Origin of the sequence: Amycolatopsis thailandensis (genome assembly GCF_002234405.1) — a bacterium.
In the GTDB taxonomy this organism is placed as follows: Bacteria; Actinomycetota; Actinomycetes; order Mycobacteriales; family Pseudonocardiaceae; genus Amycolatopsis; species Amycolatopsis thailandensis.
Genome location: NZ_NMQT01000181.1, coordinates 1 through 23,172, shown reverse-complemented (window position 1 = coordinate 23,172; position 23,172 = coordinate 1). Strand labels below are relative to the sequence as shown.

The following is a 23,172-nucleotide window of genomic DNA, read 5'->3' as shown; positions in this document are numbered from 1 at the left end:
TCTAGTTGCCTCTCTGCCCCTGGACCAGCTTGCCGCTGATCCGCTGGAACTCTTCTCCGTAGCCCGCCTGATCGGTGCGCGCCAGCCCGGCGACCTCGATCACGGTACCCGTCTCACCTTCGCGGGCCGGGGTCACCCGGATCCAGACCCGGCGCCGTTTGACCAGCAACGATCCGGCCAGCCCGATCAGCATCGCGACCGCGCAGACCAGCACCCAGCCCTGCACAGGATCGTGCGAGACCTGGATGGCGACCCATTCCTGGACGCCGTCGAAGCGGACCTTCGTGCCGTCGTCCAGCACGGTCTCCTGCCCCTGGTCCAGGTTCTGCCGGGTGAGCTTCTTGAGCCTGCCGTCCTCGACGAGCGACTGGTCGATCTGGAAGATCGACTGCCCTCGTCCGGCGTCGAGGCCGAGGTCGCCGCGGTAGATGTCGACCGCCACCGCCGGTTTGTTCGCTTCGGGCCGCGACGACGTCAGCACGTTGCCGTGCATGAACGCGGTCGGCGCGAGGAGGCCGGTGATCGCGAGCTGACGGGTGCGGCGTTCGATCGGGTCGGTGATGCCCGGCTGGTCGATCTTCGTCGCGCCTTCGGAGAGCTTCGTCGGCTCGTCGGCGGGACGCCACGGCGTGATGTTGGTGCGCACGGTGCCGTCGGGGAAGGTCACCGTGAACTTCGGCGAGTAGCCGAAGTTCAGCAGGTAGACGCGGTCGCCCGCGGTGCGCAGCGGCGAGTTGACCTCGAGCCCGTACGGCTTCCACGCGCCGGTCTTCAGGTCTTCGCCGGACTGGTACTCCATGTTGGAGTGGTAGTAGTTCGCTTGCCCGGTCGCGGTGTAGCGCGCCTCGAAGTCCTTCAGCCGGATGCAGAAGGGGTTGAGGTCGGTGCCGTCGACGCGCAGCCCGGCGTTGAAGGTGTCGTAGCCGAGGATGCCGGCGTTGCACCACTGGCTGTCGTCGGCCTGGACGATGACCTGGCCCTCGTAGCCGAAGAGCTTGCCGAGGGCGAAGAAGACGATCAGGCCGAGCATGCCGAAGTGGAAGACGAGGTTGCCGGTCTCGCGGAGGTACCCGCGTTCGGCGGAGATGCTTCGGACACCGTCGGCCTCTTCGCGCTCGACACGGCGCCAGCCCTTGAGGAGCTCGTGAGTGTCCTTCATGACCGTCTCGGCGGTCCGGTCGGTCGTGGTGGACACGTGATGCGGCATCCGCGAGAGCTTGCGCGGCGTGATCACCGGCTTCGCGCGCATCGCCTTCGCGTATTCGAAGCTGCGCGGCGCGAGACAGCCGATGAGCGAGACCATCAGCAGGATGTAGATCGCCGAGAACCAGACGCTGCCGTAGACCTCGAAGAACTGCGTGCGGTCGAGCAGTTCGCCCCACCAGCCGTGCGCGGCGATGTACTCGTCGGTCTTGGCGGCGTTGAGGTTCCGCTGCGGCAGGAGGGCGCCGGGCATCGCGGCCAGCGCGAGCAGGAACAGCAGCACCAGCGCGGTGCGCATCGACGTCAGTCCGCGCCAGGTGTTGCGCAGGAACGCGAGGACCCGCTTCAGCGGCGTCGGACGGTATTCGGTGGTCACAAGGGCAGCCTGATGTCGGTCACGAGGGTGTTCCGGATCCAGCCGGTCATGTCGCCCCACAGGCCGGTCACCAGCAGCAGGCCGACGATCAGCAGCAAGACGCCGCCGAAGACCTGCACCTGACGGCCGTGGCGGCGTAGCCAGTCGGTGGCGCGGACGGCCCAGCGGGTGCCGAACGCGATGAGCAGGAAGGGCAGGCCGAGGCCGAGGCAGTAGACCAGGATCAGCACGTACCCGCGCGCCGCCGCCCCGCCGGTGGCGCTGGCCATGGAGATGACCGCGGACAGCGTCGGCCCGATGCACGGCGTCCAGCCGAGCCCGAACACCGCGCCGAGCACCGGTGCGCCCCACAGTCCGCCGCGCGGCACGTGATGCGAGCGGAACTCGCGCTGCAGGCCGGGGATCCAGCCGAGGAAGACCAGCGCCATCGCGATCGTCAGCACGCCGCCGAGGCGCTGGAGGAGTTCCATGTTGACCGCGACGGCGTCGGCGATCCACACCAGCGTCCCCAGCGTCACCACGAAGACGACGGTGAACCCCAGCACGAACAGGGCCGCCGCGCCGACGACGGCGAACCGGCCCTTCTTGCGCTCCTCGTCGGCGCTGACCGCGGGGGCGTCCGCGCCGACCAGCGCCGCCAGGTACGCGAGATACCCGGGCACCAGCGGCACGACGCACGGCGACGCGAAGGAGATCGTCCCGGCCAGCAGCGCGACACCCGCTGCGAGCAGCAAGGGTCCCGAGAGAGCCAGCTCGGTAACGGAGTTCACCCGGCTGAGCGTAGGCAGTGTGGTCGGAGTGAAAACGCCGGGGCGCCCTCAACGGGACCTACGTCGCACCCGGTCAGGACGTTGGTCCCGTCGTCGTTTCCCGCGTTTCGTCCTCTGGATGCGGTAGTTGCACGCGCAAGGACCGCATCCAGAGGACGAAACGCTCTACTTGGGGGTGTCGGGCGGGGTGAGCGGGATGGTGGGGAACGCGGGCGCGGTGACCTCGGGCTTGGGACGGCGGTCCCGGAACACCCAGCCGCCGATCAGGCCGCCGAGGAACCCGAAGAGATGCGCCTGCCAGCTGACCCTGGCGTCCTGCGGGAACAGGCCGGCGAACTGATAGGCGAAGCACAGCGCCATCACCAGCCCGATGACGATGTCGATCTTGTGCCGGTCGAAGATCCCGCGCACCAGGACGTACCCGAAGTACCCCATGACCAGACCACTCGCGCCGACGCCGACCGTGCCGGAGTCGTGGAGCGTCCAGGCGCCGAGCCCGCTCAGCACCGCGATCAGCACCGTGACGCTGAGGAACTTCTTCACCCCGCGATACGCCGCGAGAAACCCGAAGATGAACAGCGGCCCCGAGTTGAACTCGATGTGCCCCCAGCTGGCGTGCAGCAGCGGCGCCGTGAGCACCGTCGGCAGCGAGCTGATCTCGCGCGCCCGTGTCCCGTACTCGTACATGAGGCTGTAGCCGTCCACCGCGTTGTAGATCTGGATCAGCCAGAGCACCACGAGCACGCCGACCATGACCCAGAAGGCCTTCTTGGCCTCCGCGATCATGGCCTCGGCGTCACTCTGCCCGGATCTGGGCACATCCGAAGCGGTCGTCATTTCCTTCTCCCCAGTTCAGAGCCGCTTCCGGGCGGCCGTGGCGAGGAGGATAACCACTCGGACCGACAGACCATCGCGTTTCGTCCTCTGAATGCGGTAGTTGCCCGTGCAAGGACCGCATCCAGAGGACGAAATGCGAGAGGGAGGGGTCAGGCGGGTTCGGCGGCCAGGCGCTGGACGACCGGCAGCAGGTCCGACGCCAGCAGGTCCCGCAGGAACACCGCCGCGACGCGGTGCTGTTTGTCCAGCACGATCGTCGACGGGATGATGTTGCGCGGGTAGCCCGAGAGCTGCAGCAGCGTCCGCCCCGACGGGTCGTAGATCGACGGGTACGTCAGCTTCCGGTCCCGAATGAAGTCCTGTGCCGGGGCACGGTCGTTGTCGCGCAGGTCGATGCCGACCACCTGGACGCCGGACGCCTTGGTCTGGTCGTAGAGCTTCTGCATCTCCGGCGCCTCGACGCGGCACGGCCCGCACCACTGGCCCCACAGGTTCAGCACGATGACCTTGCCGGGGAAGTCCGCGATCGAAAGCTGCTTGCCCTCGTTCATCAGGTCGTCGCCGGACAGCGTCGGCGACGGCTGGCGGTCCGCGACGTCGTAGGTGATGTCGACCTTCCCGCCCGGCGACACGAAGTTGAACGTGCCGCCGGTGACGACGGCGTCCTTGCCGGTGGTGCAGCCCGTGACGACGAGCAGCAGCACCGCCATGGCCGCCAGCGCGCGTTTCATGCCCCCGTCACCTTCGGGTCGGTCGTGCCGGCGGGCTCGCTGTAGACGATCCGCACGAGTTCCTCGCCTTCGAAGACCAGGCTGGTCAGCGAAGCGAGCGAGCACTGCCGGTTGCGCGGGTCGTGCCAGAGCCGCTTCGCCTCCAGGAACCGCCGTACGGTCCAGATCGGCAGCTGGTGCGAGACGCACAGCGCCTCGTGGCCCTCGGCCGCCCGCCGGGCCCGGTGGATCGCGCCGAGCATGCGGTGCGCGATCTCGACGTACGGCTCACCCCACGACGGCCGGAACGGGTTGACCAGCTTCGGCCAGTGCTTCGGCTGGCGAAGGGCGCCATCGCCGACGGCGACCCGCTCGCCCTCGAACTGGTTGTCCGCCTCGATGAGCCGATCGTCGGTCGCGACGTCGAGCCGGTGCGCGGCCGCGATCGGCGCCGCGGTCTCCTGAGCGCGCTGAAGCGGCGAAGCGACGACGTGCGTGATGTCGTGCGTCGCGACGGCCTCGGCGACGGTCAGCGCCTGGCGCTGGCCGCGGTCCGAGAGCTTGAAGCCGGGCAGGCGGCCGTACAGGATCTTGTCCGGGTTGTGCACCTCACCGTGGCGGAGCAGGTGCACGATCGTCGTCTCGCTCACGCCTGGACCGCCTCGGCCGCCGCGCGAGCCGCGACGCGCAGCGCGGAGGAGATGATCTCGAATTCGGCGTCGCCCATGGCCGCGTTGACGAACCAGGCTTCGTACGCGCTCGGCGGCCCGTACACGCCGTTGTCCAGCAGCGCGTGGAAGAACGCCGGGAACCGCCAGGTCTCCGAAGCCTGCGCGCCCGGGTAGTTCGTCACCGGGTTCTCGCTGAAGAACACGCTGACCAGGTTGCCCGCGTACTGCACGGTGTGCGCGACGCCCGCTTCAGTCAGCGACCGGTCGAACAGGTCGCCGAGCCGCTTCGCGTTGGCGTCGAGGGCCGCGTACACGGCGTCGTCGGCCGCGCGCAGCGTCGCGAGTCCGGCGGCGACGGCGACGGGGTTCCCCGACAGCGTCCCGGCCTGGTACACCGGCCCGCCCGGGGCCAGCTTCGCCATCACGTCGGCGCGGCCGCCGAAGGCCGCGGCGGGCAGCCCGCCGGACATCACCTTGCCGAAGGTGTAGAGGTCGCCGGCGACGCCGTCGAGGCCGAACCAGCCCGCCTTCGAGACGCGGAACCCGGTCATCACCTCGTCCATGATCAGGAGCGCGCCGTGTTCGCGCGCGATCTCCTTGAGCCCGGCGTTGAAGCCTTCGGCCGGGGCGATGGCGCCCATGTTGCCGGCGGCGGCTTCGGTGATGATCGCGGCGATCGACTCCGGATTGTCCACAAAGGACTTCCGGACCGCGTCGAGGTCGTTGTAGGGCAGGACGATCGTGTCGGCCGCCTGCGCACCGGTGACGCCGGGCGACGTCGGGAGGCCGAGGGTCGCGACGCCGGAGCCCGCTTCGGCGAGCAGCGCGTCGACGTGACCGTGGTAGCAGCCCGCGAACTTGATGATCTTCGACCGGCCGGTGAAGCCCCTGGCCAGCCGGATCGCGCTCATCGTCGCTTCGGTGCCGGAGTTGACCAGGCGGACCTGCTCCACCGGCTCCACGCGTCCGATGATCTCCTCGGCGAGTTCGACCTCACCGCGCGTCGGGGTGCCGAACGACAGCCCGTTGACGGCGGCATCGCGCGCCGCGGCGACGACGTCCGGATGCGCGTGCCCGAGGATCATCGGCCCCCACGAGGAGACCAGATCGACATAGCGGTTGCCGTCGGCGTCCCAGAGATACGGACCCTCGCCGCGCACCATGAACCGCGGGGTGCCGCCGACGGAGTTGAAGGCCCGCACCGGGGAGTTCACCCCGCCCGGGACCGCGGCCTTCGCTCGTTCGAACCATGCCTTGGACTGATCGACTCCGGTAGTCACGCCCCCAGTCTCGCAAATCCTCGATGACACCCGCCGCCGAGGCGTCGCGGTTCCGGGCACGGCGTGACCAGGCCCACTAGGGTGGGAAGCACTCCCGTCGAAACCCTCGCGGAGGAATCCCCGTGTCCATGGTGCCGTCTCCGCCGACCCACCACCGTCGCCTGCGCTGGCAGGCCCTGACCGGATTCATCGCCCTGTCCGCGATCGTGGGGGCGGTGGCCGCGCTCGCCGTGGCCACCCGCTCGGAAGCGCAGAACCTGCTGGCCCGCCCGTCGTGGGCGCCGCCGGGCTGGCTCTACGGCCCGGTGTGGTCGGCGCTGCTCCTCCTGGTCGCCGTCGCGGGCTGGTGCTACTGGCGAACCGACGGCGAAACGCGCGGCTTCGCCTTCTACGGCCTCTGCCTGCTGTTGACTCTGCTGTGGACACCACTGTTCTTCGCGGGCAGCGCACACGTCCTGGCGCTGGCCGACGTCGTCGTCCTGGACTTCGTGGTGCCCATCACGATGATGGAGTTCGCCCGCCGGTCGAAGCTCGCGGCCTGGCTGCTCGTGCCGTATCTGCTGTGGCTGCTGTTCTCGACCGCGGTCAACGCCGCCGTCGTCTGGCTCAATTAATCCTTGGGTTTGCGGCCCTTGGCCCGGACGGCGAGCAGGAACTGGCGGATCGCGTCCACGACGAGGATCGCGGCCAGCACGCTCAGCCCGATGGCGCCCGCGAGCGGACCGCCGAAGTAACGCTGCGATTCCAGCGTCGTCGTCTCGTTGTAGGTGATCACGACCGGGACGACACCGGCCTTCCAGCACGCGAAGGCGCCCCACACCGCGAGCGCGGCGAGGATCAGCTCGACGGCCCCCACCAGAGCGCGCAGGGGTTTGTGCAGCCGGGCCGCCGGCCGGGTGTCCTCCGGTGGCCACAGATCGGCGCCGGTCGGCTGAGGAAGGTCGATCACGGTGAGCAGTTTCTCATGACTCTGTGGTGCGAGCACGCACCAAATCCCGAAGAGCCTCGCGGAGGGCGTCCGGGTCTTTGGCCCAGGCGCGGACGTAGACACCGTCGTCGAGCTTCAACCCGACCTCGCCGTGCTTCTTGGGGATCGTCCAGCCGCCGCCGAGCACCCGCGACCCGATCGGCGTCTCCTCGTCCTCGATGACCTCGGTGATCCGCGCCGCCTCCAGGATTTCCCGGCCTTGCCGGTAGCCGTCGGGAGTGACTTCGAGCGAGAGATACCGGCGGCGGGCGTAGACCCACGGCACGGTGATCGCCACCAGACCCACCGCGACCAGGATCCAGGCGAGCCAGTGGACCGGGCCGCCGGTCGCCAGCTCGGCGAGCAGCCCGGCGGCGGCGAACAACGGTGCCCAGAGCAACGCCGTCCAGCCGACGCCGGGTTCGCCGTAGAGAGCCGGCTCGGACGTCATCGCAACTCGCGTCCGATCTTCGGGAAGAAGTCGGAGACGCTGGGCAGGTACATCAGGACCAGCGCGATCGCCACCAGCAGGGTGGAGACCAGCAGGAACACGTTGAGCGAACCGCGCAGGATCAGCAGCTCCACCAGCACCAGGAAGACCGCACCCACGGTGAGGACCGTCCTGGCCGATCGCGTTCCCTCGCGGGCCTTGTACGCGAACAACGCGAACAGGACGGCGAAGGTGACGGCGCCACCGAACAGCATCCACAGCAGGGTGGTCACGCCGGACGCGACCAGCGCCGGATCCGCGGGCTGGCCGGGGACCGGGTTCTTCTTGATCTGATCGAGGATCCCCGCGGTCAGCTCGTCTTTGAGCACGAGCAGGGCGATCTGCCCCGCCACCAGGACGACCCCGGCGAGGATCCACAGCCAGAACGAGATGGCGACCGGCTTCGGCACCGCGATCTTCGGCGGCGTCTGACCAGGCAGGATCGGATCGGGCGCCCTCCCCCGCTTGCGACGCTCGTCGTCCGTTTCGCCCGCTTTGCTGTCGGTCACGAACGGCAGCCTACGTGGTTCCGCAGGCCAGAGCGGTTCCGCCCGGGTAGCTTGCGCTCGAACATCATCAAGCAACTGGGGAAGCGCATGACCACACCGGCTCAGCCCGGCGGACAGCACTGGCCGCCGCGGCAGCAGCATCAGCACTGGCAACCTCCACAGCACCAGGGATGGCGACAGCGGCCGCACTACGGCTCCCCGCGGCAGGCGCCACCTCCTCCGCCACCCAAGAACAAGAAGTTCCTCTTCTGGCTGATCCCGCTGATCGTCATCGTGGCCGCCGCCGCGGTGGTCGTGCCGATCGCGCTGAGCGGAGGAGACCCGGCTCAGGAGCAGGCGGCACCGCCTGCCTCCGGGCAGCCTGCCGGGCCGCCGAAGGTCAAATGGGAACTGTCGGGAGCGAAGAAGGACGTCCCGGCCTACAAGAACGGCATCACCACCTGGCTGCACGAAGACGACCTCGTCGTCGTCCGCGACAAGTACGTCGCCGCGTTCACCAGGGCGGACGGCAAGCAGCGCTGGCTGGTCGAGGCGCCGGGCGGCAAGGTCTTCTGCGGTACCGGGGTCGAGCCGGCCGAAGGCAAGGTCGTCCTCGCCTTCGGCAAAGCGAAGGCCGGCAGTGAGGACGGGAGCTGCGACAACGCGACCGTCCTCGACCTCAAGACCGGGAAGCTCGGCTGGCAGGTGCCGATGGCCGTCCCGCAGAAGATGCAGGATCGGGTGACCACGGTCCAAGCCGTCGTCACGCAGATCATGGGCGACGTCGTGTTCGTCACCGCGGACCAGGGCTACGCGGCACTGGATCTGGCCACCGGCGCGATCAAGTGGACGAAGACCTTCTCCCGCAAGGCCGACGGGGAGGACACCTGCGCCGGGCACGACATGATGCCGCGGGACGGCAAGGCGATCGTCGTGGCGAGCTGCCTCACCGGCGACTTCTCGGTCACCGCGCTCCAGATCGACCCGGCGACCGGGAACGTCGAACTGGAGGACAGCGTCCCCCACGACGGTTACTCGGTCTCCGGGATCGGTCTCCTGTCGGTGAAGCCTGTGCTCGCCTACGGTTCCAACACCGAGCAAGGCACCTACTTCCTCTTCGACGACAACCTGAAGCTCAAGTCGAAGATCGACGGTGGCAAGCCCAATTCCCCCGACGAACTCGACGGCGTCACCTCGCAGGGCTTCGGGCACAGCACCTCGGGTACCGAGCACCATCCGGGTGCCGCCGTCGTAGCCGACGGCGTCCTCTACACCCCGACCAGGACGATCGGCGGCGAGGTGAACAAGCTCGTCGCGGTGGACCTGAACACCGGGCGGCGCACCTGGTCGGCGTCGGTTCCGGAGGGCACGATCCAGGCGCCGATCAAGATCGTGGACGGCCTGCTCCTCGCCCAGGTCGGCCCGGTGTCCACCACCGGACCCCAGCGAACGGTCAAGATCGCCCTCGCGGACGGGAAGGTGACGCCGTTCCTGGAGGCCCAGGTCAGGAACTCCGAACAGGACGAGACCGGGCCGATCCCGGGGTTCTACCGGTACCTGTGGGCCGACGATCGCGTCTACGCCGTGGCGGGCCGATGGTCGGACCTCAGCGTGGACGTGTTCCTGCTCCAGGCCGAGTAGCCATACGAAAGGGCCCCTTCATCGCGAAGGGGCCCTTTTCGGCTGTACGGGACTCAGTCCAGCCAGGCGGCGGCTTCGGCGGCCCAGTAGGTGAGGATCATGTCCGCGCCCGCGCGGCGGATCGAGGTCAGCACCTCGACGATCGTGCGCTCGCGGTCGAGCCAGCCGTTCGCCGCTGCGGCCTCGACCATCGCGTACTCGCCCGAGATGTTGTACGCCGCCACCGGAACCGGCGACGCCTCGGCCGCCGCCCTGATGACGTCCAAATAGGACAGTGCGGGTTTGACCATGACCATGTCGGCGCCCTCGGCGATGTCCAGCTCGATCTCGCGCAGCGCTTCGCGGACGTTGCCCGGGTCCTGCTGGTACGTCTTCCGGTCGCCCTTCAGCTGCGAGTCGACAGCCTCACGGAAGGGGCCGTAGAACGCGCTGGCGAACTTCGCCGAGTAGGCGAGGATCCCGGTGTCCGTGCGCCCGGCGCGGTCGAGCGCGGCGCGGATGACGCCGACCTGGCCGTCCATCATGCCGCTGGGCCCGAGCAGGTGCGCACCCGCTTCCGCCTGGGCCAGCCCCATCTCCGCGTACACGCGCAGGGTCGCGTCGTTGTCGACACCGCCGTCGGCGTCGAGTACGCCGCAGTGGCCGTGGTCGGTGAACTCGTCGAGGCACGTGTCGGCCATCAGGACCGTCGCGTCGCCGAGCTCGGACCTCAGGTCGCGCAGGGCGACGTTGAGGATGCCGTCCGGGTCGATCGCGCCGGAGCCTTCCGCGTCCCGCGTCGCCGGGATGCCGAACAGCATCAGGCCGCCGACACCGGCGTTGACCGCGTCGACGGCGGCTTTGCGCAGCGTGTCACGGGTGTGCTGGACGACCCCCGGCATGCTGGAGATCGGGCGGGGCGCGTCGATGCCCTCGGCCACGAACATCGGGAGGATCAGCTGGCGCGGGCGCAGCGACGTCTCACCGACCAGCCTGCGCATGGCCGGAGTGGTACGGAGCCTGCGGGGACGATGCTCAGGAAACACCTCTACGACGGTACTCCGACCCGCTTGAGAACCGGTCCGCAGGCGCGGTGAACGGTTCATTGGTCCGGTCGGGCGACCTTCCCTAAGAGACGGTAAAGAGTCGTGTTCGTCCGTTTTGCTCCAGGTGTGACGCGGGTTACGTTCCACCGCATGTCGAGTTCAACGGTGACCGACCAACTGGAAGAACCGCCCGTCGGCTGGCGCGCACGGCTGCGCCAGGTCGGACCCGGGATCATGGCCGCGGCGACCGGGGTCGGCGCGGGCGACCTCGTCGCGACCATGGTGGCGGGCTCGCGCTTCGGGTACACGCTGCTGTGGGCGGTGCTCGTCGGGACGATCTTCAAACTCGCGCTGGCCGAAGCCGTCGGCCGCTGGCATCTGACGTCGGGCCGGACGATCCTCGCCGGCTGGCGGACACTCGGGGTCTGGGCGCTGATCTACTTCGGGATCTACGCGGTGATCTGGGGTTTCGTCTACGGCGCGACCGCGATGTCGGCGTCCGGGCTGCCGCTGAACGCGCTCTTCCCCGCGCTTCCGGTGCGGTACTGGGCGATGATCTGCGGCCTGCTCGGCTTCGCGCTGGTGTGGTTCGGCCGCTACGCGATCATCGAGAAGCTGATGACGGTGCTCACCGGCGTGATGTTCGTGACCGTGGTCGGCACCGCGGTCCTCGTCGTCCCGGACTTCGCCGAACTGTTCAAGGGCGCCGTCCCGACCCTGCCCGACGGCTCGCTCGTCTACGTCCTCGGCCTGGTCGGTGGCGTCGGCGGCACGATCACCATGGCGGCGTACGGCTACTGGACGCTCGCGAAGGGCTGGCGTTCGGCGAAGTGGCTGCCGATGATGCGCACCGACAACGCCGTCGGGTACGTCATGACCGGGATCTTCGTGATCGCGATGCTGATCGTCGGCGCGGAACTGCTGCTGGGCCAGAAGATCATCTCGGGCGACAAGGGCCTGCTGTTCCTCGGCGACACCCTCGCCGCCGATTACGGGCAATGGGCACGGATTCCTTTCCTCATCGGCTTTTTCGCGGTCTCGTTCACGTCGGTGATCGGCGTCTGGCACGGCGTGAGCCTGCTCTTCGCGGACTGGTGGCGCATTCTGCGGCTGCCCGGGAACACGACGGAAAGCGTTGAGACGTACGAAAAGAAGGCCGGGGAACGCAGTGTCGCGTACCGGGGATACGTGCTGTGGCTGACTTTTCCGCCGATGGCCTTGCTGTTCCTGGACCAGCCTTTCCAGCTCACCGTGATCTACGGCGTGCTGGGCGCGTTGTTCATGCCGTTCCTGGCGGCGACGTTGCTGGTGCTGCTGAACACTTCGCGGGTGCCGCGGGAAGGTCGGTCCGGCTGGGTCTCGAATGGGCTGTTGGGCGTGTGCCTGGCGATGTTCGCGTACCTGGCGTACACGGAGGTCGTGAAGTTCTTCTCGTGAGCGGGTCGAGGACGGCTAGAGCCGACCGTGTCTTCGCTGGGGGTACGGCAAAGGTGGCGTGTTCTCGGCGGCCCAGTGCAGTCCGGCGCTCAGTGTTGCGAAAGGGACTTTCACAACGTTGAAGGTTGCGAAAGTGGCTTTCGCAACGCTCTCTCACCGGGGCCGTGCCGTGAAGGCCTCCTTCCCTACCCTGAAAGTAGGAAAGGAGGCCTTCACGGACTTCACCATCTCACCTGACGCCTTTGACTTTCGGCCCAGTAACTGTCTTCGGTCGGGCGGTTTGGCGTGACCAGACGGACGACACGCGTGACTGGGCGGACGGCACGCGTGATTGGGCGGACGGCACGCGAAGGTCGCGTCCCTTACCGCCGGATGATGGTCTTGCTGTTGCAGTCGAAAAAGCCGGCACAGGCCTTCACCGCCAACTGCTTCCAATCGCTCGACACCCAGGCCACGACCTCGAACACCCCATCGTCGACTTCGGCGATGGTGGTCTGGGGCGGCGGGTACGCGATGAACTGCGCGACGAGCGTCGAAACCCGCGAATTGTCGGTCAGCGTCGCGAGCACCTCCCCGCGATCCACGGTGCCCCGGACGCTCTGCGCCGCGCAGCCGAGCGGACTGCACACCTCGAAAGACACAGGAGCCGCGGCCGCGGTGCCGGCGAGTGCGGCGGAACCAAGAGCCAGCGCACCCAGGACGGTGGCGGCCCGTGCGAGAGACTTCATGATCACTCCCCAGTGATTGTCGAAGCCACGAAGCTACGCCCCGCCGCGACGCGCGCGATAACTTCTCACTAAGGAACGAAAAAGCCCCCTTCCCGCATGGCCGCGGGAAGGGGGCTTTTTCACGAATCAGGAGCGACGGGCCCGCTTCGCCTTGCGCGGCGGCGGAAGCGCACCTTCGGCGCGGAGCCGGGCGGCGTGCTCGGCGAGCGCGTCGACCAGGTGCGGGACGTCGGCCTTTTCGGGCTGGACGTCGACCCGCAGCCCGAACTCCACGGCGGTTTCCGCGGTCTTCGGGCCGATGCACGCGACCAGCGTGCGGGTGTGCGGCTTGCCGGCGATGCCGACGAGGTTCCGCACGGTCGAGGACGAGGTGAAGCAGACCGCGTCGAAACCGCCGGTCTTGATCATCTCGCGGGTCTCGGCTGGCGGCGGGGCCGCCCGGACGGTGCGGTACGCCGTCACGTCGTCGATCTCCCAGCCGCGTTCACGCAGGCCGGCCGACAGGGTCTCGGTGGCGATGTCCGCCCGCGGCAGCAGCACGCGGTCGACCGGGTCGAGGACGTCGTCGTACGGCGGGAACTCGGCGAGGAGGCCCTCCGAGGACTGCTCGCCCTCCGGGATCAGCTCGGGGATGATGCCGAACGAGCGCACCTTCGCGGCGGTCGACTCGCCGACGCAGGCGATCTTCACACCGGAGAACGCGCGGGCGTCGAGGCCGAACTCCTCGAACTTCTCCCACACCGCGCGGACGGCGTTGGTCGAGGTGAAGACGATCCACTGGTAGCGGCCGTCGACGAGGCCCTTGACCGAGCGCTCCATCTGGGCGGGGCTGCGCGGCGGCTCGACCGAGATGGTCGGGACCTCGTGCGAGGTGGCGCCGTGGCCGCGAAGCCGCTCCGCCATCTCACCGGCCTGCTCCTTGGTGCGCGGCACCAGGACCTTCCAGCCGTACAGCGCGCGCGACTCCCACCACGACAGCTTCGAGCGCTGGCCGACGGCCTGGCCGATGGTCACGATGAGCGGGCCGACGAGCTCGCCCGCTTCGTTCGCGACGGTGGCCAGCGTGGTGTCCAGGGTGCGCTGGGTGTTGATGGTGCCGTTGGACGTCACCGCGACCGGGGTGGTCGGCGCCAGTCCGTGCTCGGTCAGCGCGGACGCGGCCTCGGCCAGGTGCGCCGACGTCGCGTGCAGCACGATCGGGCCCGGGGTGGCGGCCAGTGCGGCCCATTCGACGTCGCCGCGGACGTCGACCTCGGTGTGCGTACCGCCGAGCGCGACACCGGCGTACGCCGGGACGGCGGCACCGGGCGAGACGCCCGGGATGATGTCGAACACGGCGCTGGTCCGGGAAACGGCCTGCACCTCGGCGACGACGGCGGGCTGGGTCAGCGGGTCACCGGCGATCAGCCGGAGCACCAGCCGTCCTGCCTTGGCTTCGTTCACCAGGTCCTTGGCGACCTCGGTGGCCTCGCCGACGGCGGGGCGCACTTCGGCGCCCTCGGCGGTGAGGGCCAGGACGCCCGAAGGGACGTCCGGGTCGGTCACCACGACCTCGGCCTTGGCGAGCAGCTCCTGAGCGCGGACGGTCAGCAGACCGGCGTCACCGGGGCCCGAGCCCACGAAGGCGACACGCCCGGTGGTCTTACGCGCGGGGGTCATCTGTGCGTTCTCCTCTTGAGCGGCCGCAGTCGAGCGCGGCCCTACCTTCAACGTTCTGACTCACTGGGCGGGGCCGGACAGCGCGCCCGCCCCCAGGTCGAGCAGCTCGGCGGCCAGTGTCCGGCCGAGCTGTTCGGCTTCATGCTTGTCGGCGAGCGCGGAAGCGCGCACCATGTCGACCGCGTCCCCGTCCCCTTCGACGGCGGCGGTGCCCCGCAACGAGATCCGCTCGACGACCCGCCCTTCGGCGTCCAGGTCCTCGACGATCTCCGCCAGCGCTCCGACCGGTGCGCTGCACCCGGCTTCCAGCGCCGCGAGCAACGCCCGCTCGGCGGTCGCCACGGCACGGGTGCCTTCATCGTCCACTGTGGATCCGAGCAGGTGCTCGATGTCCACGTCACCGGTCCGGCACTCCACCGCCAGCGCACCCTGCGCGGGAGCGGGCAGCATCTGGATCGGGTCGAGGGTCTCGGTGATCTCCTCCGCCCGGCCGATCCTGGCCAGTCCGGCACGCGCCAGGACGACGGCGTCGAGCTCTCCGTCGCTCACCTTGCGCATGCGGGTGTCGATATTGCCTCGGATCGGCACGATTTCCAAACCGAGACCGAGCGCGCGCAGTTGCGCGGTGCGTCGCGGCGAGCCGGTGCCGACGGTCGAACCCGGCGGGAGCTCACCGAGAGTGAGCCCGTCGCGGGCGATCAGCGCGTCACGGGGGTCCTCGCGGCGCGGCACGGCGGCGAGCGTGATGCCCGGCTCCGGCTTCGTCGGCAAGTCCTTGTAGGAGTGGACGATGACGTCGACTTCTTCGCGCAGCAAGGCTTCGCGCAGCGCGGAGGTGAAGACACCGACCCCGATCGTCGGGATCGGCGCGGACGACTTGTCGCCGGGGGTCGTCACGGTGACGAGCTCGACCTCGGCCCCGGTGGCGCGCAGGGCGTCGGCCATGGTGCCGGTCTGCGCGAGGGCGAGCTTGCTGCCGCGCGTCCCGATGCGGATGACTCTGCTCACTGGATGATCACTCGTCTTTCGTTGCGGTGGGACTCGCCACCGCGGCGGGTGCCTGCGGGTCGAGGCAGAACAGCTCACGCAGCGCGTTGGCGTAATCGGTGTCGGCCGTCTCGGCGGCCAGCTGCTTGACCCGCACCGTCGGCGCGTGCAGCAGCTTGTCGACCACGCGGCGGACCGTGCGGCCGACCTCCTCGCGGACCCCGGCTTCGAGGTCCGGCAGGCGGTTGTCCAGCCGCAGCAGCTCGGCGTCGACCACCTCGGCCGCCCGGCGCCGCAGCGCCGTGACCGTCGGGGTGACCTCGGCGCTGCGCTGACCGGCGAGGTACTCGCGCACCTCGTCGAGCACGATGCCGGTGGCCTTCGCGGTCTGGCGTTCGGTGGTCGGGGTGCCCGCTTCGCGCATGCGGCGCTGGATGGTCTCGAGGTCGACGACGGTGACGTCGGCCAGTTCGGCGACGTCGTGGTCGACGTCGCGCGGGAGGCCGAGGTCGCAGACGATCAGCGGCCGCCCGGCGCGGGCCGGGACGTGTTCGACGGTGAACACCGCGTCGTTCGCGCCGGTGCAGCAGACGACGACGTCGGCCTCGGCGACAGCGGCCGCGAGCCCGCTCATCTGGACGGCCTTCGCGGGCACGCCCTGCTCCACGCTCGCGGCGGCGAGACGAGCGGCCCTCGCCTCGGTGCGGTTGGCGATGGTGATCTCGCCGATCCCGGATTTACGCAGGTGGGACGCGGTGAGCGCGCCCATCGAACCGGCACCGACGATCAGCGCGTGCTTCCCGGCGAGGTCGCCCGCGGCGGCCAGCCCTTCGGACACGACCGACGCGCCCAGCTTGTCCAAGCCGGTCTCGGAGTGGACGCGCTTGCCGACGCGCAGCGTGGTCTGGATCAGCTCGTGCAGCGTGCGGCCGACGGTCCCCGCCTCACGCGCGGTGGCGTAGGAGGACCGGATCTGGCCGAGGATCTGCGTCTCGCCGACGACCATCGAGTCCAGCCCGGAGGTGACCGAGAACAGGTGCTCGATCGCGGCGCCCGCGTAGTGCACGTACAGCGAGTCGTAGAGGTCCGCGGGCCGCATCCCGGCCTGGCGGGCGAGCACGTCGGAGACGTCGTTCAGGCCGCCGTGGAAGGTCTCGACGACGGCGTAGACCTCGATGCGGTTGCAGGTAGAGACCAGGATCGCCTCGCTGACGTGCTCTGCCTGCTGAAGTTCGTGGAGCACCTTGGTCACGTCGGTCGCGGGGACCGCGACGCGTTCCAGGGTGTTCAACTCGGCACTGCGGTGCGAGAGCCCGACCGCCAACACGCTCATTTTCAGCGCACCACCATTCCATTGCCGTGGCCGTTCACGCTGCCATTCTCGGCGCCCCCAGGGCCACTGTCTCCTCCGCCATTGCCATTAGCGGCCAGATCCGCGCGGCGAGCGACGTGGAACGACAGGATCTGCAACTCGACCGCGAGGTCGACCTTGCGCACCTCGATATGTGCCGGAACCTGCAGCACCACCGGGGCGAAATTCAGGATGCACTGCACGCCACCTGCGACGAGCCGGTCGCAGACCGACTGCGCGGCGGTGGGCGGAGTGGCGATGACGCCGATGGAGATCTCCCGTTCGGCGCAGACTTTGGGGATCTCGTCGAGATGCGACACCGGGAGCCCGCCCACCGGGACGCCGACCAGATCCGGGTCGAGGTCGAACAGCGCCTCGACCGGGAAGCCGCGGCCGGGGAACCCGCCGTAGTTGGCCAGCGCGTGCCCGAGGTTTCCGATCCCGACCACGGCGACCTTGTGCTTGCGGGTCAGGCCGAGGATCCGCTCGATCTGGCTGACCAGGACCTGGACGTCGTAGCCGACGCCGCGGGTGCCGTAGGAGCCGAGGTAGGACAGGTCCTTGCGCAGTTTCGCGGAGTTGACGCCCGCGGCCTGCGAGAGCTCTTCGCTGGAGATCGTCGTCGCGCCCTGCTCGGCAAGCCCGGAGAGGACACGGAGATAGACGGCGAGGCGGGCGACGGCGGCCTCGGGGATCGACTTCGCGCGGGCCGCTTCCGGCTCGGCGGTGGCCTCGACGGCGGGCATCTCCGCGGTGGGCGCGTTGTCGGCGTCCGGTGTCACCCGGGTGCGCCGGCCTCGTTGCGACACCACGCTTGTCCGCTCCTCTGGTCCTGCTGACGACATGATTCGCCCGAACCTGGAAATCGGCTCTTGACCCGCGGCGCTGAGTCCGGTTCGATGCCGGGCGCTCCGGTGGCGACGTATCTACGGTAGCCACTTGTGAACGCAGGCACAAAGTCACAGGTAGAGGGGATGACGCACCCCACAGTGCCCAGGCGCGTGGATCGTGACTGGCGATTCGTGGAGCCAACCGAGTCTCAGGCACCTGCGGTCGCACGGTCTCACGTGCTCAAATGGACGACACGGGTGATTGCGGGGACGACACGCGTGACGGGGTGGACGGCACGTGGCGAGCCCTGGGGGTGAGCGTGTCGTCCAGCCAGTCACGCGAAAGCCCCGGTTCACGACAGTGACCGAAGCCCGCATCTAGCGCGCGTTGACCGTTACCTTGTGCCAGCCCGTGGCGCCGTCGGGGACCGTTCCGGCGATCTCTTGCGTCTGCGTGTAGCCCGACTGATCCGTCGCCCGGACGGCGATCTCGTGCTGACCAGGGCCGACCCAGACCTCGGTCCACCACATCCGCCAGGTGTCCTTCGACGTCTCCGCCGACAGGACGGTCTCCTTCCACGGCCCCTGGTCGACCCGAACCTCCACCTTCGCGACGCCGGTGTGCTGCGCCCACGCGGTCCCGGACACCACGACCTTCCCCGCGTTCACCGCCGAGCCGGGCGCGTCGATCCGCGACTGCGTCTTCACCGGTCCTTCGCGGCCCCAGCCGCGGTCGAGCCAGTAGGCCCGTCGCTCCTCCCACGTGGTGATCTCCAGTTCGGTCACCCATTTCGTGGCGGACACGTAGCCGTACAGCCCGGGGATCACGATCCGCGCGGGGAAGCCGTGCTCGATCGGGAGCGGCTCGCCGTCCATGCCGATCGCGAGCATCGCGCCGCGAGCGGGGTCCAAGGCGGCTTCGACCGGGGTTCCGCAGGTCCAGCCGTCGACGCTGGTCGCGAACATCTGCTCGGCGCCGGGTTTCACACCCGCTTCGAGCAGCAGGTCGCGCAGGTCGACACCGATCCAGCGCGCGTTGGAGATGTACGGACCGCCGACCTCGTTGGAGACACAGCACAGGGTGACGTCGCGTTCGATCAGCGGCCGCGAGCGGATGTCGTCATACCGATAGGTGACCTCGCGGTCGACCATCCCGCGGATCTGGAGGCTCCAGTCTTCGGTCCGGACCTGCGGGACCACGAGAGCCGTGTCGATCCGGTAGAAATCCTTCGAAGGAGTGAGGTAAGGCGGGGTGCCGAACTTCACGAAGTCCGCGTCGGGCGGGACCGGCGGCGCGGTCCTGGCCGGGACCAGCCTGCCGACGGCGGCGCGCGAGTCTTCGGCGTTCTTCCTGGTCCCGGCGATCTGCCCGACCAGCGCGGCGACACCGGCGCCCGCCGCGACGGAGACACCGGTGACCAGCACCTTCCGCCTATCCGGCCCCTCGCCTTCGCGGTCGTCGAAGAACACCTTCGGGCGGAAGAACAGATGCAGCCGGGTGAAGACGGCGAGCCCGGCGACCGTCGCGGCCACCGGCGCCAGCAGCGCGACCTGCCCGAGGTCGGTGCGCACGTAGACGGCGGCGACGCCCGCCGCGCCGAGGACGCCGACGAGCACCTGGCCCGACAGCGGCTTGCTCCGCGAGAGCTGCCCGGCGAGCAGCGCGAACAGCACCAGCACCACGGCCAGGCCGATCTTGAGGACGACCTTGTCCCAGGTCTCAAGCGTCTGCTCGGCCCAGGCGACGACCGCGTGCGGGCTGTGGTCGATGACGAAGTTCGCGACGGCGACGAACGGCGAGGCCGTGTACCCGACGAAGCCCGCGACGAGATGCCCCACGCCGAGGGCCGCCACGAGTGCCAGAAGTCCGGTCAGAGCGGCTTGGCCGAAGGTGAGCCTGCGTTCGTCGTCCACGACTCCATCTTCGGAGCGAAACCGCCTGAAGGTCGGTCGATCGCCCCTTACGGGTGTGTTACGCCAGTGCTTTCCGGAGCCTGTCCTCTTCGACGCGCCAGTAACCGTGCTCGGCGTCGTCGACGAGGATCACCGGCACCCGGTCGCCGTATTCGGCCCGCCACTCGGGGTCGCTGTCGACGTCCTGCGCCGACCAGGCGACGCCCAGCTCGCCGCAGATCCGCTCGATGTCCTGTTCCGCGACCTCGCACAGGTGGCAACCCGTGCGGGTCATGACGGTCACGTGGTGCGCCATGCGTCAATCCTTACCTGAGGCGCAAACGCCGGAGCTTCCCGGTGGCCGAATGCGGCAGCGACTCCGCGAACTCGACGGTGTGCGGCACCTTGTACCCGGCCAGATGCTCCGCGCAGTGCTCGACGACCTGCTGCTCCGAGAGCGACGCGCCCGGCGCGGGGACGACGACGGCCTTCACCGCTTCGCCGGTCCGCTCGTCGACGACGCCGACCACACCCGCCTCGACGACCTCGTCCAGCATCGAGATCACGTTCTCGACCTCGTGCGGGAAGACGTTGAAGCCGTTGACGATGATCAGGTCGTTGGCCCGGTCCACCAGGTGCAGGTCGCCGTCGGTGTCGAGGTAGCCGACGTCGCCGGTGCGGAACCAGCCGTCCTCGCCGGGACCGTGCGAACCATCGGGCCAGTAGCCGGAGAACAGGTTCGCGCCGCGGATCGACACCAGCCCGGTGCCGCCGTCCTCGTCGAAGGCGTCGCCGAGGTCGTCCGGGTCCAGCGGGACGGGTTCGGCGTCGCCGTCGCTGTCGACCAGCCGGAGTTCGACGCCGGGCAGCGGCCGCCCGACCGAACCCGGCTTCGGGTAGCCGGTGACCAGGGTCGTGGTGACCACGGGCGCGCATTCGGTGAGGCCGTAGCCCTCGTAGACGTCCAGCCCGGTGGCGCCGCGGAGCGCGGTGAGGATCTTGGGGTGCAGCGGCGCCGCGCCCGAGGTCATCCGCCGGACGGTGGACAGGCCCTGGCCGAGCTCGTCGGCGTCCATCGCGGCGAACTCGGCGTACATCGCGGGCACGCCGGCGATCGAGGTCACCCGGTACTCGGCGCAGTCGGCCAGAGTCCGTTCGGCGAGGAACCGTTCGGACAGGATCGCCGTCGCGCCGACCGACGTGGTCTGCAACAGACCGGGCCCCAGGCCGTAGACGTGGAACAACGGGATGGTGATGAGTACGCGGTCGCCGTGCACGAGCGGTGTCGGGACGATCCTGCTCAGCTGGTCGAGGTTCGCCAGCAGCGCCCGATGAGACAGCATCACGCCGCGCGGCGGGCCGGTCGTGCCGGAGGTGTACGAGATGACCGCGATGTCCTCACCGGCACCGGCCGCGTCGACCGGTTCGGCTGCTCCATCCGAGGTAACAGGCGGTGAGAGGCTTGTCACTCCATCGGGGAGTTCCTCGGTCGCTTCGCGTTCGAGGACGAGCCGCGCGCCGCTGTGTTCCAGCAGTCCGGTCAGCTCCGCCACCGGGGCCTGCGGCGAGATCGGGACGACCACCGCGCCCGCCCGGAGCGCCCCGAACAGCGAGACGGCGAAGGCGGCCGACGTCGGCAGCCGCAAAGCCACCCTGTCGCCGCGCTCGATTCCCGCGTCGAGCAGGGCGCGGGCCAGCGCGTGGGCGGCGTCGTCGAGCTCCGCCCAGGTCAGCGTGACCCCGCCGCCGGTCTCCTGAACGGCCAGCTTGCCGGGCCACTGCCGGGCGGCCTCGGCGAGCAAGGTGGGCACACTTGCATCGGCAACTTGCTCCGCGCTCAACTGCGAACCTCTTCCCTGGAGTGAACGGCGTTGCCAGTTTGTCATCTCGGCCACCGTCATGGGTGTCACTCGCTTTCGTCGCAGTTCCGTAACCCCGGCACCGCTACCTACTTCGCGGTAACTACACGTATGCTGCTGGGCATCGTCGAGTGGTGTTGATCACTCGATGGTGAGAAAAGGAGTCCGGACGTGCAGATCTTGCAGGCCCACGCGGCGGTGGGACATGCGGGCCGGTCTTCTCTGCCCGGAACGGGAGGTACCGCGTGACTCTTCCCGCGCCGAACCCCGTCTCGATGCTGGCGGGCCACATCCTCCGGCGGAGCGGTTTCCCCGCCACGCCGTCCGCACGGCCCAAGGTCGAAGAGAACGACGCCGCCGCCGAAGCCGCGAAGGCCGAGGCTTGGGAGCTGGTCAGCGCCGCGCAAGGCGGCGACACGTCCGCCTTCGGACGGCTCTACGACCGCTACGTCGACGTCGTCTACCGCTACGTCCTGTTCCGTCTCGGCGACCGGGACCTCGCCGAGGACGTCACCAGCGAGACCTTCCTGCGCGCGCTTCGCCGCATCACCTCGGTGAGCTACCAGGGGCGTGACGTCGGCGCCTGGTTCGTCACGATCGCGCGCAACATCATCCTCGACCACGTGAAGTCGAGCCGGTTCCGCCTCGAGGTCGTCACCGACGAGGTCGCCGAGCCGAACGGGGCGCCGATCGGGAACGTCGGCGTGCAGGCCGTCGCCGGGCCCGAACAGCAGGCGATCAGCCGCGCCACCCGCGCCGAACTGCTGCGTTGCGTCGCCGAACTCGGCGAAGACCAGCGCGAGTGCATCGTGCTGCGGTTCATGCAGGGACTTTCGGTCGCCGAGACGGCGGCGATCATGAAGCGCAACGAAGGCGCCATCAAGGCCCTTCAGCACCGGGCGGTACGCCGTTTGGCACAACTTCTGCCCACGGGACTGCGTTAAAGTTCCATATTTGGTTCCCACCGGGCCTTGCCGTAACCCTTGGGCGTCTCCGCTCGTTTTCACTGCCAGACCGGTGGTCAGGACCGGGCTGATCAGATGGAGACTTCGCCGTGGGCGTGCCGGGATGGTTCGCGCGTGAGCGGGCGGCCGGTGACCGCTTCGCGGACCTTGTCGACGGCACTGTCGGCACCGGAAGTCCGGGAGACGACGAGTTCGCGCACGAACTCGCGCTCGTCGGCGGTTTGCGCGAACTGGGTGCGGGCGGCGCTCCTGACGCGGAGACCCGGCAGCGGATCCGCGACGAGATCGCCGGACGTCTCGCCGAAGCCGAAGCACCGCCGAAGCGCCGTGGTCACACCGTCGCCAATCTCGCCGCGGCCGCCGTCGCCCTCGTCCTCGCGCTGGGCGGCATCACCCTGCTGCTGTCCAAGGACGCGTTGCCGGGCGATCCGCTCTACGGCATCAAACGAGCGGGTGAATCGGCCGCGCTCGGGCTCACGTTCGACGAGCGGGACAAGGCGAAGAAGCATCTGGAGTTCGCCGCGAACCGTGTCGGCGAACTCGACGAACTCACCCGGCAGGAAGCGCCCACCGCGGCGTACTTCACCGGCCTCGCCGATTTCGAGACCGACCTGCGGGCCGGCGTCTCGCAGCTGACGGCGCTCGTCACCGATCAGGGCGGCCAGACCCGGTTGACCGAACTCCGCACCTGGGCGCGGCAGCAGTCCGACAGGCTCGGCCTCCAGGTCGGTTACGCGCCCGCCGAGGCCCGCGACAAATTCGCCGCGGCCCGTGTCCTGCTCGACAAGGTTCAGACGCGCACGACGGATCTCGGTTCGCGGTTGGTCTGCTACACGATCACCACGGGCTCGTCCGACGACCTGGGCGCCGTCCCGGCCGCCGGTGATTGCGTCCGCGGCCCCGGCTCCCCCGACGCCGTCGTGCCACCGATGACGTCCACCCCGCCGTCGTCGGCGCCGGCCGGTTCGCCGCCGCCGAGCTCGGCGCCGCCGCCGTCGTCCGGCG

The 23,172-nt window shown here is 69.4% G+C and carries 23 protein-coding genes; 5 read left to right on the top strand and 18 right to left on the bottom strand.

Annotation, left to right across the window (positions count from 1 at the left end; all coding sequences use genetic code 11):
- Position 1 precedes the first annotated feature (1 nt).
- From resB to hemL, 6 genes are all read right to left on the bottom strand, one after another.
- Positions 2 to 1,579, bottom strand: coding sequence for a cytochrome c biogenesis protein ResB (gene resB, locus CFP71_RS40075; RefSeq protein WP_093939107.1), 1,578 nt, complete (start codon positions 1,577 to 1,579; stop codon positions 2 to 4).
- Entirely contained in the window at positions 1,576 to 2,349 is a 774-nt protein-coding gene (locus CFP71_RS40070; RefSeq protein WP_093939106.1) for a cytochrome c biogenesis CcdA family protein, read from the bottom strand. The genes resB and CFP71_RS40070 overlap by 4 nt, the downstream gene beginning before the upstream one ends.
- 165 nt (positions 2,350 to 2,514) lie before the next feature.
- A complete protein-coding gene (locus tag CFP71_RS40065; RefSeq protein WP_093939105.1) occupies positions 2,515 to 3,186 on the bottom strand; it encodes a rhomboid family intramembrane serine protease in 672 nt (223 codons plus the stop codon).
- Between the two features lie 149 nt (positions 3,187 to 3,335).
- Positions 3,336 to 3,917 carry a TlpA family protein disulfide reductase gene (locus CFP71_RS40060; RefSeq protein WP_093939104.1) on the bottom strand — a complete coding sequence of 194 codons (582 nt, stop codon included), beginning with the start codon at positions 3,915 to 3,917 and terminating at the stop codon, positions 3,336 to 3,338.
- On the bottom strand, positions 3,914 to 4,546 hold the full coding sequence (locus CFP71_RS40055; protein WP_093939103.1) for a histidine phosphatase family protein: 633 nt from the start codon (positions 4,544 to 4,546) through the stop codon (positions 3,914 to 3,916). Before CFP71_RS40055 ends, CFP71_RS40060 begins: the two co-directional genes overlap by 4 nt.
- The gene (gene hemL, locus CFP71_RS40050; RefSeq protein WP_093939102.1) at positions 4,543 to 5,847 is read right to left on the bottom strand and encodes a glutamate-1-semialdehyde 2,1-aminomutase; all 1,305 of its coding nucleotides are present in this window, start codon (positions 5,845 to 5,847) and stop codon (positions 4,543 to 4,545) included. Before hemL ends, CFP71_RS40055 begins: the two co-directional genes overlap by 4 nt.
- Positions 5,848 to 5,969: 122 nt before the next feature.
- Here hemL and CFP71_RS40045 point away from each other — a divergent pair, with 122 nt between their 5' ends.
- Positions 5,970 to 6,461, top strand: a complete 492-nt coding sequence (locus CFP71_RS40045; protein ID WP_093939101.1) for a TspO/MBR family protein — start codon at positions 5,970 to 5,972, stop codon at positions 6,459 to 6,461.
- On the opposite strand, the gene CFP71_RS40040 is transcribed toward CFP71_RS40045, so the two are convergent.
- Genes CFP71_RS40040 through CFP71_RS40030 form a run of 3 tightly spaced genes read right to left on the bottom strand, consistent with a single transcriptional unit; the run spans position 6,458 to position 7,813 of the window.
- Positions 6,458 to 6,832 carry a hypothetical protein gene (locus CFP71_RS40040; protein ID WP_093939100.1) on the bottom strand — a complete coding sequence of 125 codons (375 nt, stop codon included), beginning with the start codon at positions 6,830 to 6,832 and terminating at the stop codon, positions 6,458 to 6,460. The genes CFP71_RS40045 and CFP71_RS40040 overlap by 4 nt on opposite strands.
- A complete protein-coding gene (locus CFP71_RS40035; protein ID WP_093939099.1) occupies positions 6,810 to 7,265 on the bottom strand; it encodes a hypothetical protein in 456 nt (151 codons plus the stop codon). Before CFP71_RS40035 ends, CFP71_RS40040 begins: the two co-directional genes overlap by 23 nt.
- Entirely contained in the window at positions 7,262 to 7,813 is a 552-nt protein-coding gene (locus CFP71_RS40030) for a hypothetical protein (RefSeq protein WP_093939098.1), read from the bottom strand. Before CFP71_RS40030 ends, CFP71_RS40035 begins: the two co-directional genes overlap by 4 nt.
- An 87-nt stretch (positions 7,814 to 7,900) precedes the next feature.
- Here CFP71_RS40030 and CFP71_RS40025 point away from each other — a divergent pair, with 87 nt between their 5' ends.
- Complete coding sequence (locus CFP71_RS40025) at positions 7,901 to 9,433, top strand: outer membrane protein assembly factor BamB family protein (RefSeq protein ID WP_093939097.1); 1,533 nt, start codon at positions 7,901 to 7,903, stop codon at positions 9,431 to 9,433.
- Between the two features lie 53 nt (positions 9,434 to 9,486).
- Here the strand turns inward: CFP71_RS40025 and hemB are convergent, their stop codons facing one another.
- Positions 9,487 to 10,458, bottom strand: a complete 972-nt coding sequence (gene hemB, locus CFP71_RS40020) for a porphobilinogen synthase (protein ID WP_093939096.1) — start codon at positions 10,456 to 10,458, stop codon at positions 9,487 to 9,489.
- Between the two features lie 165 nt (positions 10,459 to 10,623).
- Here hemB and CFP71_RS40015 point away from each other — a divergent pair, with 165 nt between their 5' ends.
- On the top strand, positions 10,624 to 11,895 hold the full coding sequence (locus CFP71_RS40015) for an Nramp family divalent metal transporter (RefSeq protein WP_378274648.1): 1,272 nt from the start codon (positions 10,624 to 10,626) through the stop codon (positions 11,893 to 11,895).
- Positions 11,896 to 12,257: 362 nt separating this feature from the next.
- Here the strand turns inward: CFP71_RS40015 and CFP71_RS40010 are convergent, their stop codons facing one another.
- From CFP71_RS40010 to CFP71_RS39975, 8 genes are all read right to left on the bottom strand, one after another.
- On the bottom strand, positions 12,258 to 12,623 hold the full coding sequence (locus CFP71_RS40010) for a hypothetical protein (RefSeq protein ID WP_244200010.1): 366 nt from the start codon (positions 12,621 to 12,623) through the stop codon (positions 12,258 to 12,260).
- Between the two features lie 126 nt (positions 12,624 to 12,749).
- Complete coding sequence (locus tag CFP71_RS40005; protein WP_093939093.1) at positions 12,750 to 14,282, bottom strand: bifunctional uroporphyrinogen-III C-methyltransferase/uroporphyrinogen-III synthase; 1,533 nt, start codon at positions 14,280 to 14,282, stop codon at positions 12,750 to 12,752.
- A gap of 60 nt (positions 14,283 to 14,342) precedes the next feature.
- The gene (gene hemC, locus CFP71_RS40000; RefSeq protein WP_167406445.1) at positions 14,343 to 15,290 is read right to left on the bottom strand and encodes a hydroxymethylbilane synthase; all 948 of its coding nucleotides are present in this window, start codon (positions 15,288 to 15,290) and stop codon (positions 14,343 to 14,345) included.
- A gap of 7 nt (positions 15,291 to 15,297) precedes the next feature.
- The gene (locus CFP71_RS39995) at positions 15,298 to 16,602 is read right to left on the bottom strand and encodes a glutamyl-tRNA reductase (RefSeq protein ID WP_093939092.1); all 1,305 of its coding nucleotides are present in this window, start codon (positions 16,600 to 16,602) and stop codon (positions 15,298 to 15,300) included.
- A 2-nt stretch (positions 16,603 to 16,604) separates the two neighbouring features.
- Positions 16,605 to 17,432, bottom strand: a complete 828-nt coding sequence (locus CFP71_RS39990) for a redox-sensing transcriptional repressor Rex (RefSeq protein ID WP_378274646.1) — start codon at positions 17,430 to 17,432, stop codon at positions 16,605 to 16,607.
- A gap of 396 nt (positions 17,433 to 17,828) precedes the next feature.
- Positions 17,829 to 19,364 (bottom strand): molybdopterin-dependent oxidoreductase, encoded by a 1,536-nt coding sequence (locus CFP71_RS39985; protein WP_093939090.1) that lies wholly within the window; start codon positions 19,362 to 19,364, stop codon positions 17,829 to 17,831.
- Between the two features lie 58 nt (positions 19,365 to 19,422).
- On the bottom strand, positions 19,423 to 19,659 hold the full coding sequence (locus CFP71_RS39980; protein ID WP_038520134.1) for a glutaredoxin family protein: 237 nt from the start codon (positions 19,657 to 19,659) through the stop codon (positions 19,423 to 19,425).
- A 10-nt stretch (positions 19,660 to 19,669) separates the two neighbouring features.
- Positions 19,670 to 21,154, bottom strand: a complete 1,485-nt coding sequence (locus CFP71_RS39975) for an AMP-binding protein (protein WP_093939089.1) — start codon at positions 21,152 to 21,154, stop codon at positions 19,670 to 19,672.
- Between the two features lie 293 nt (positions 21,155 to 21,447).
- Here CFP71_RS39975 and CFP71_RS39970 point away from each other — a divergent pair, with 293 nt between their 5' ends.
- Positions 21,448 to 22,146: a sigma-70 family RNA polymerase sigma factor gene (locus tag CFP71_RS39970; protein ID WP_093939088.1), complete on the top strand. Its 699-nt coding sequence runs from the start codon at positions 21,448 to 21,450 to the stop codon at positions 22,144 to 22,146.
- 110 nt (positions 22,147 to 22,256) lie between these two features.
- Positions 22,257 to 23,172, top strand: a 916-nt coding sequence (locus CFP71_RS39965; protein ID WP_143267253.1) for a DUF5667 domain-containing protein, incomplete at its 3' end; no start/stop codon positions are given.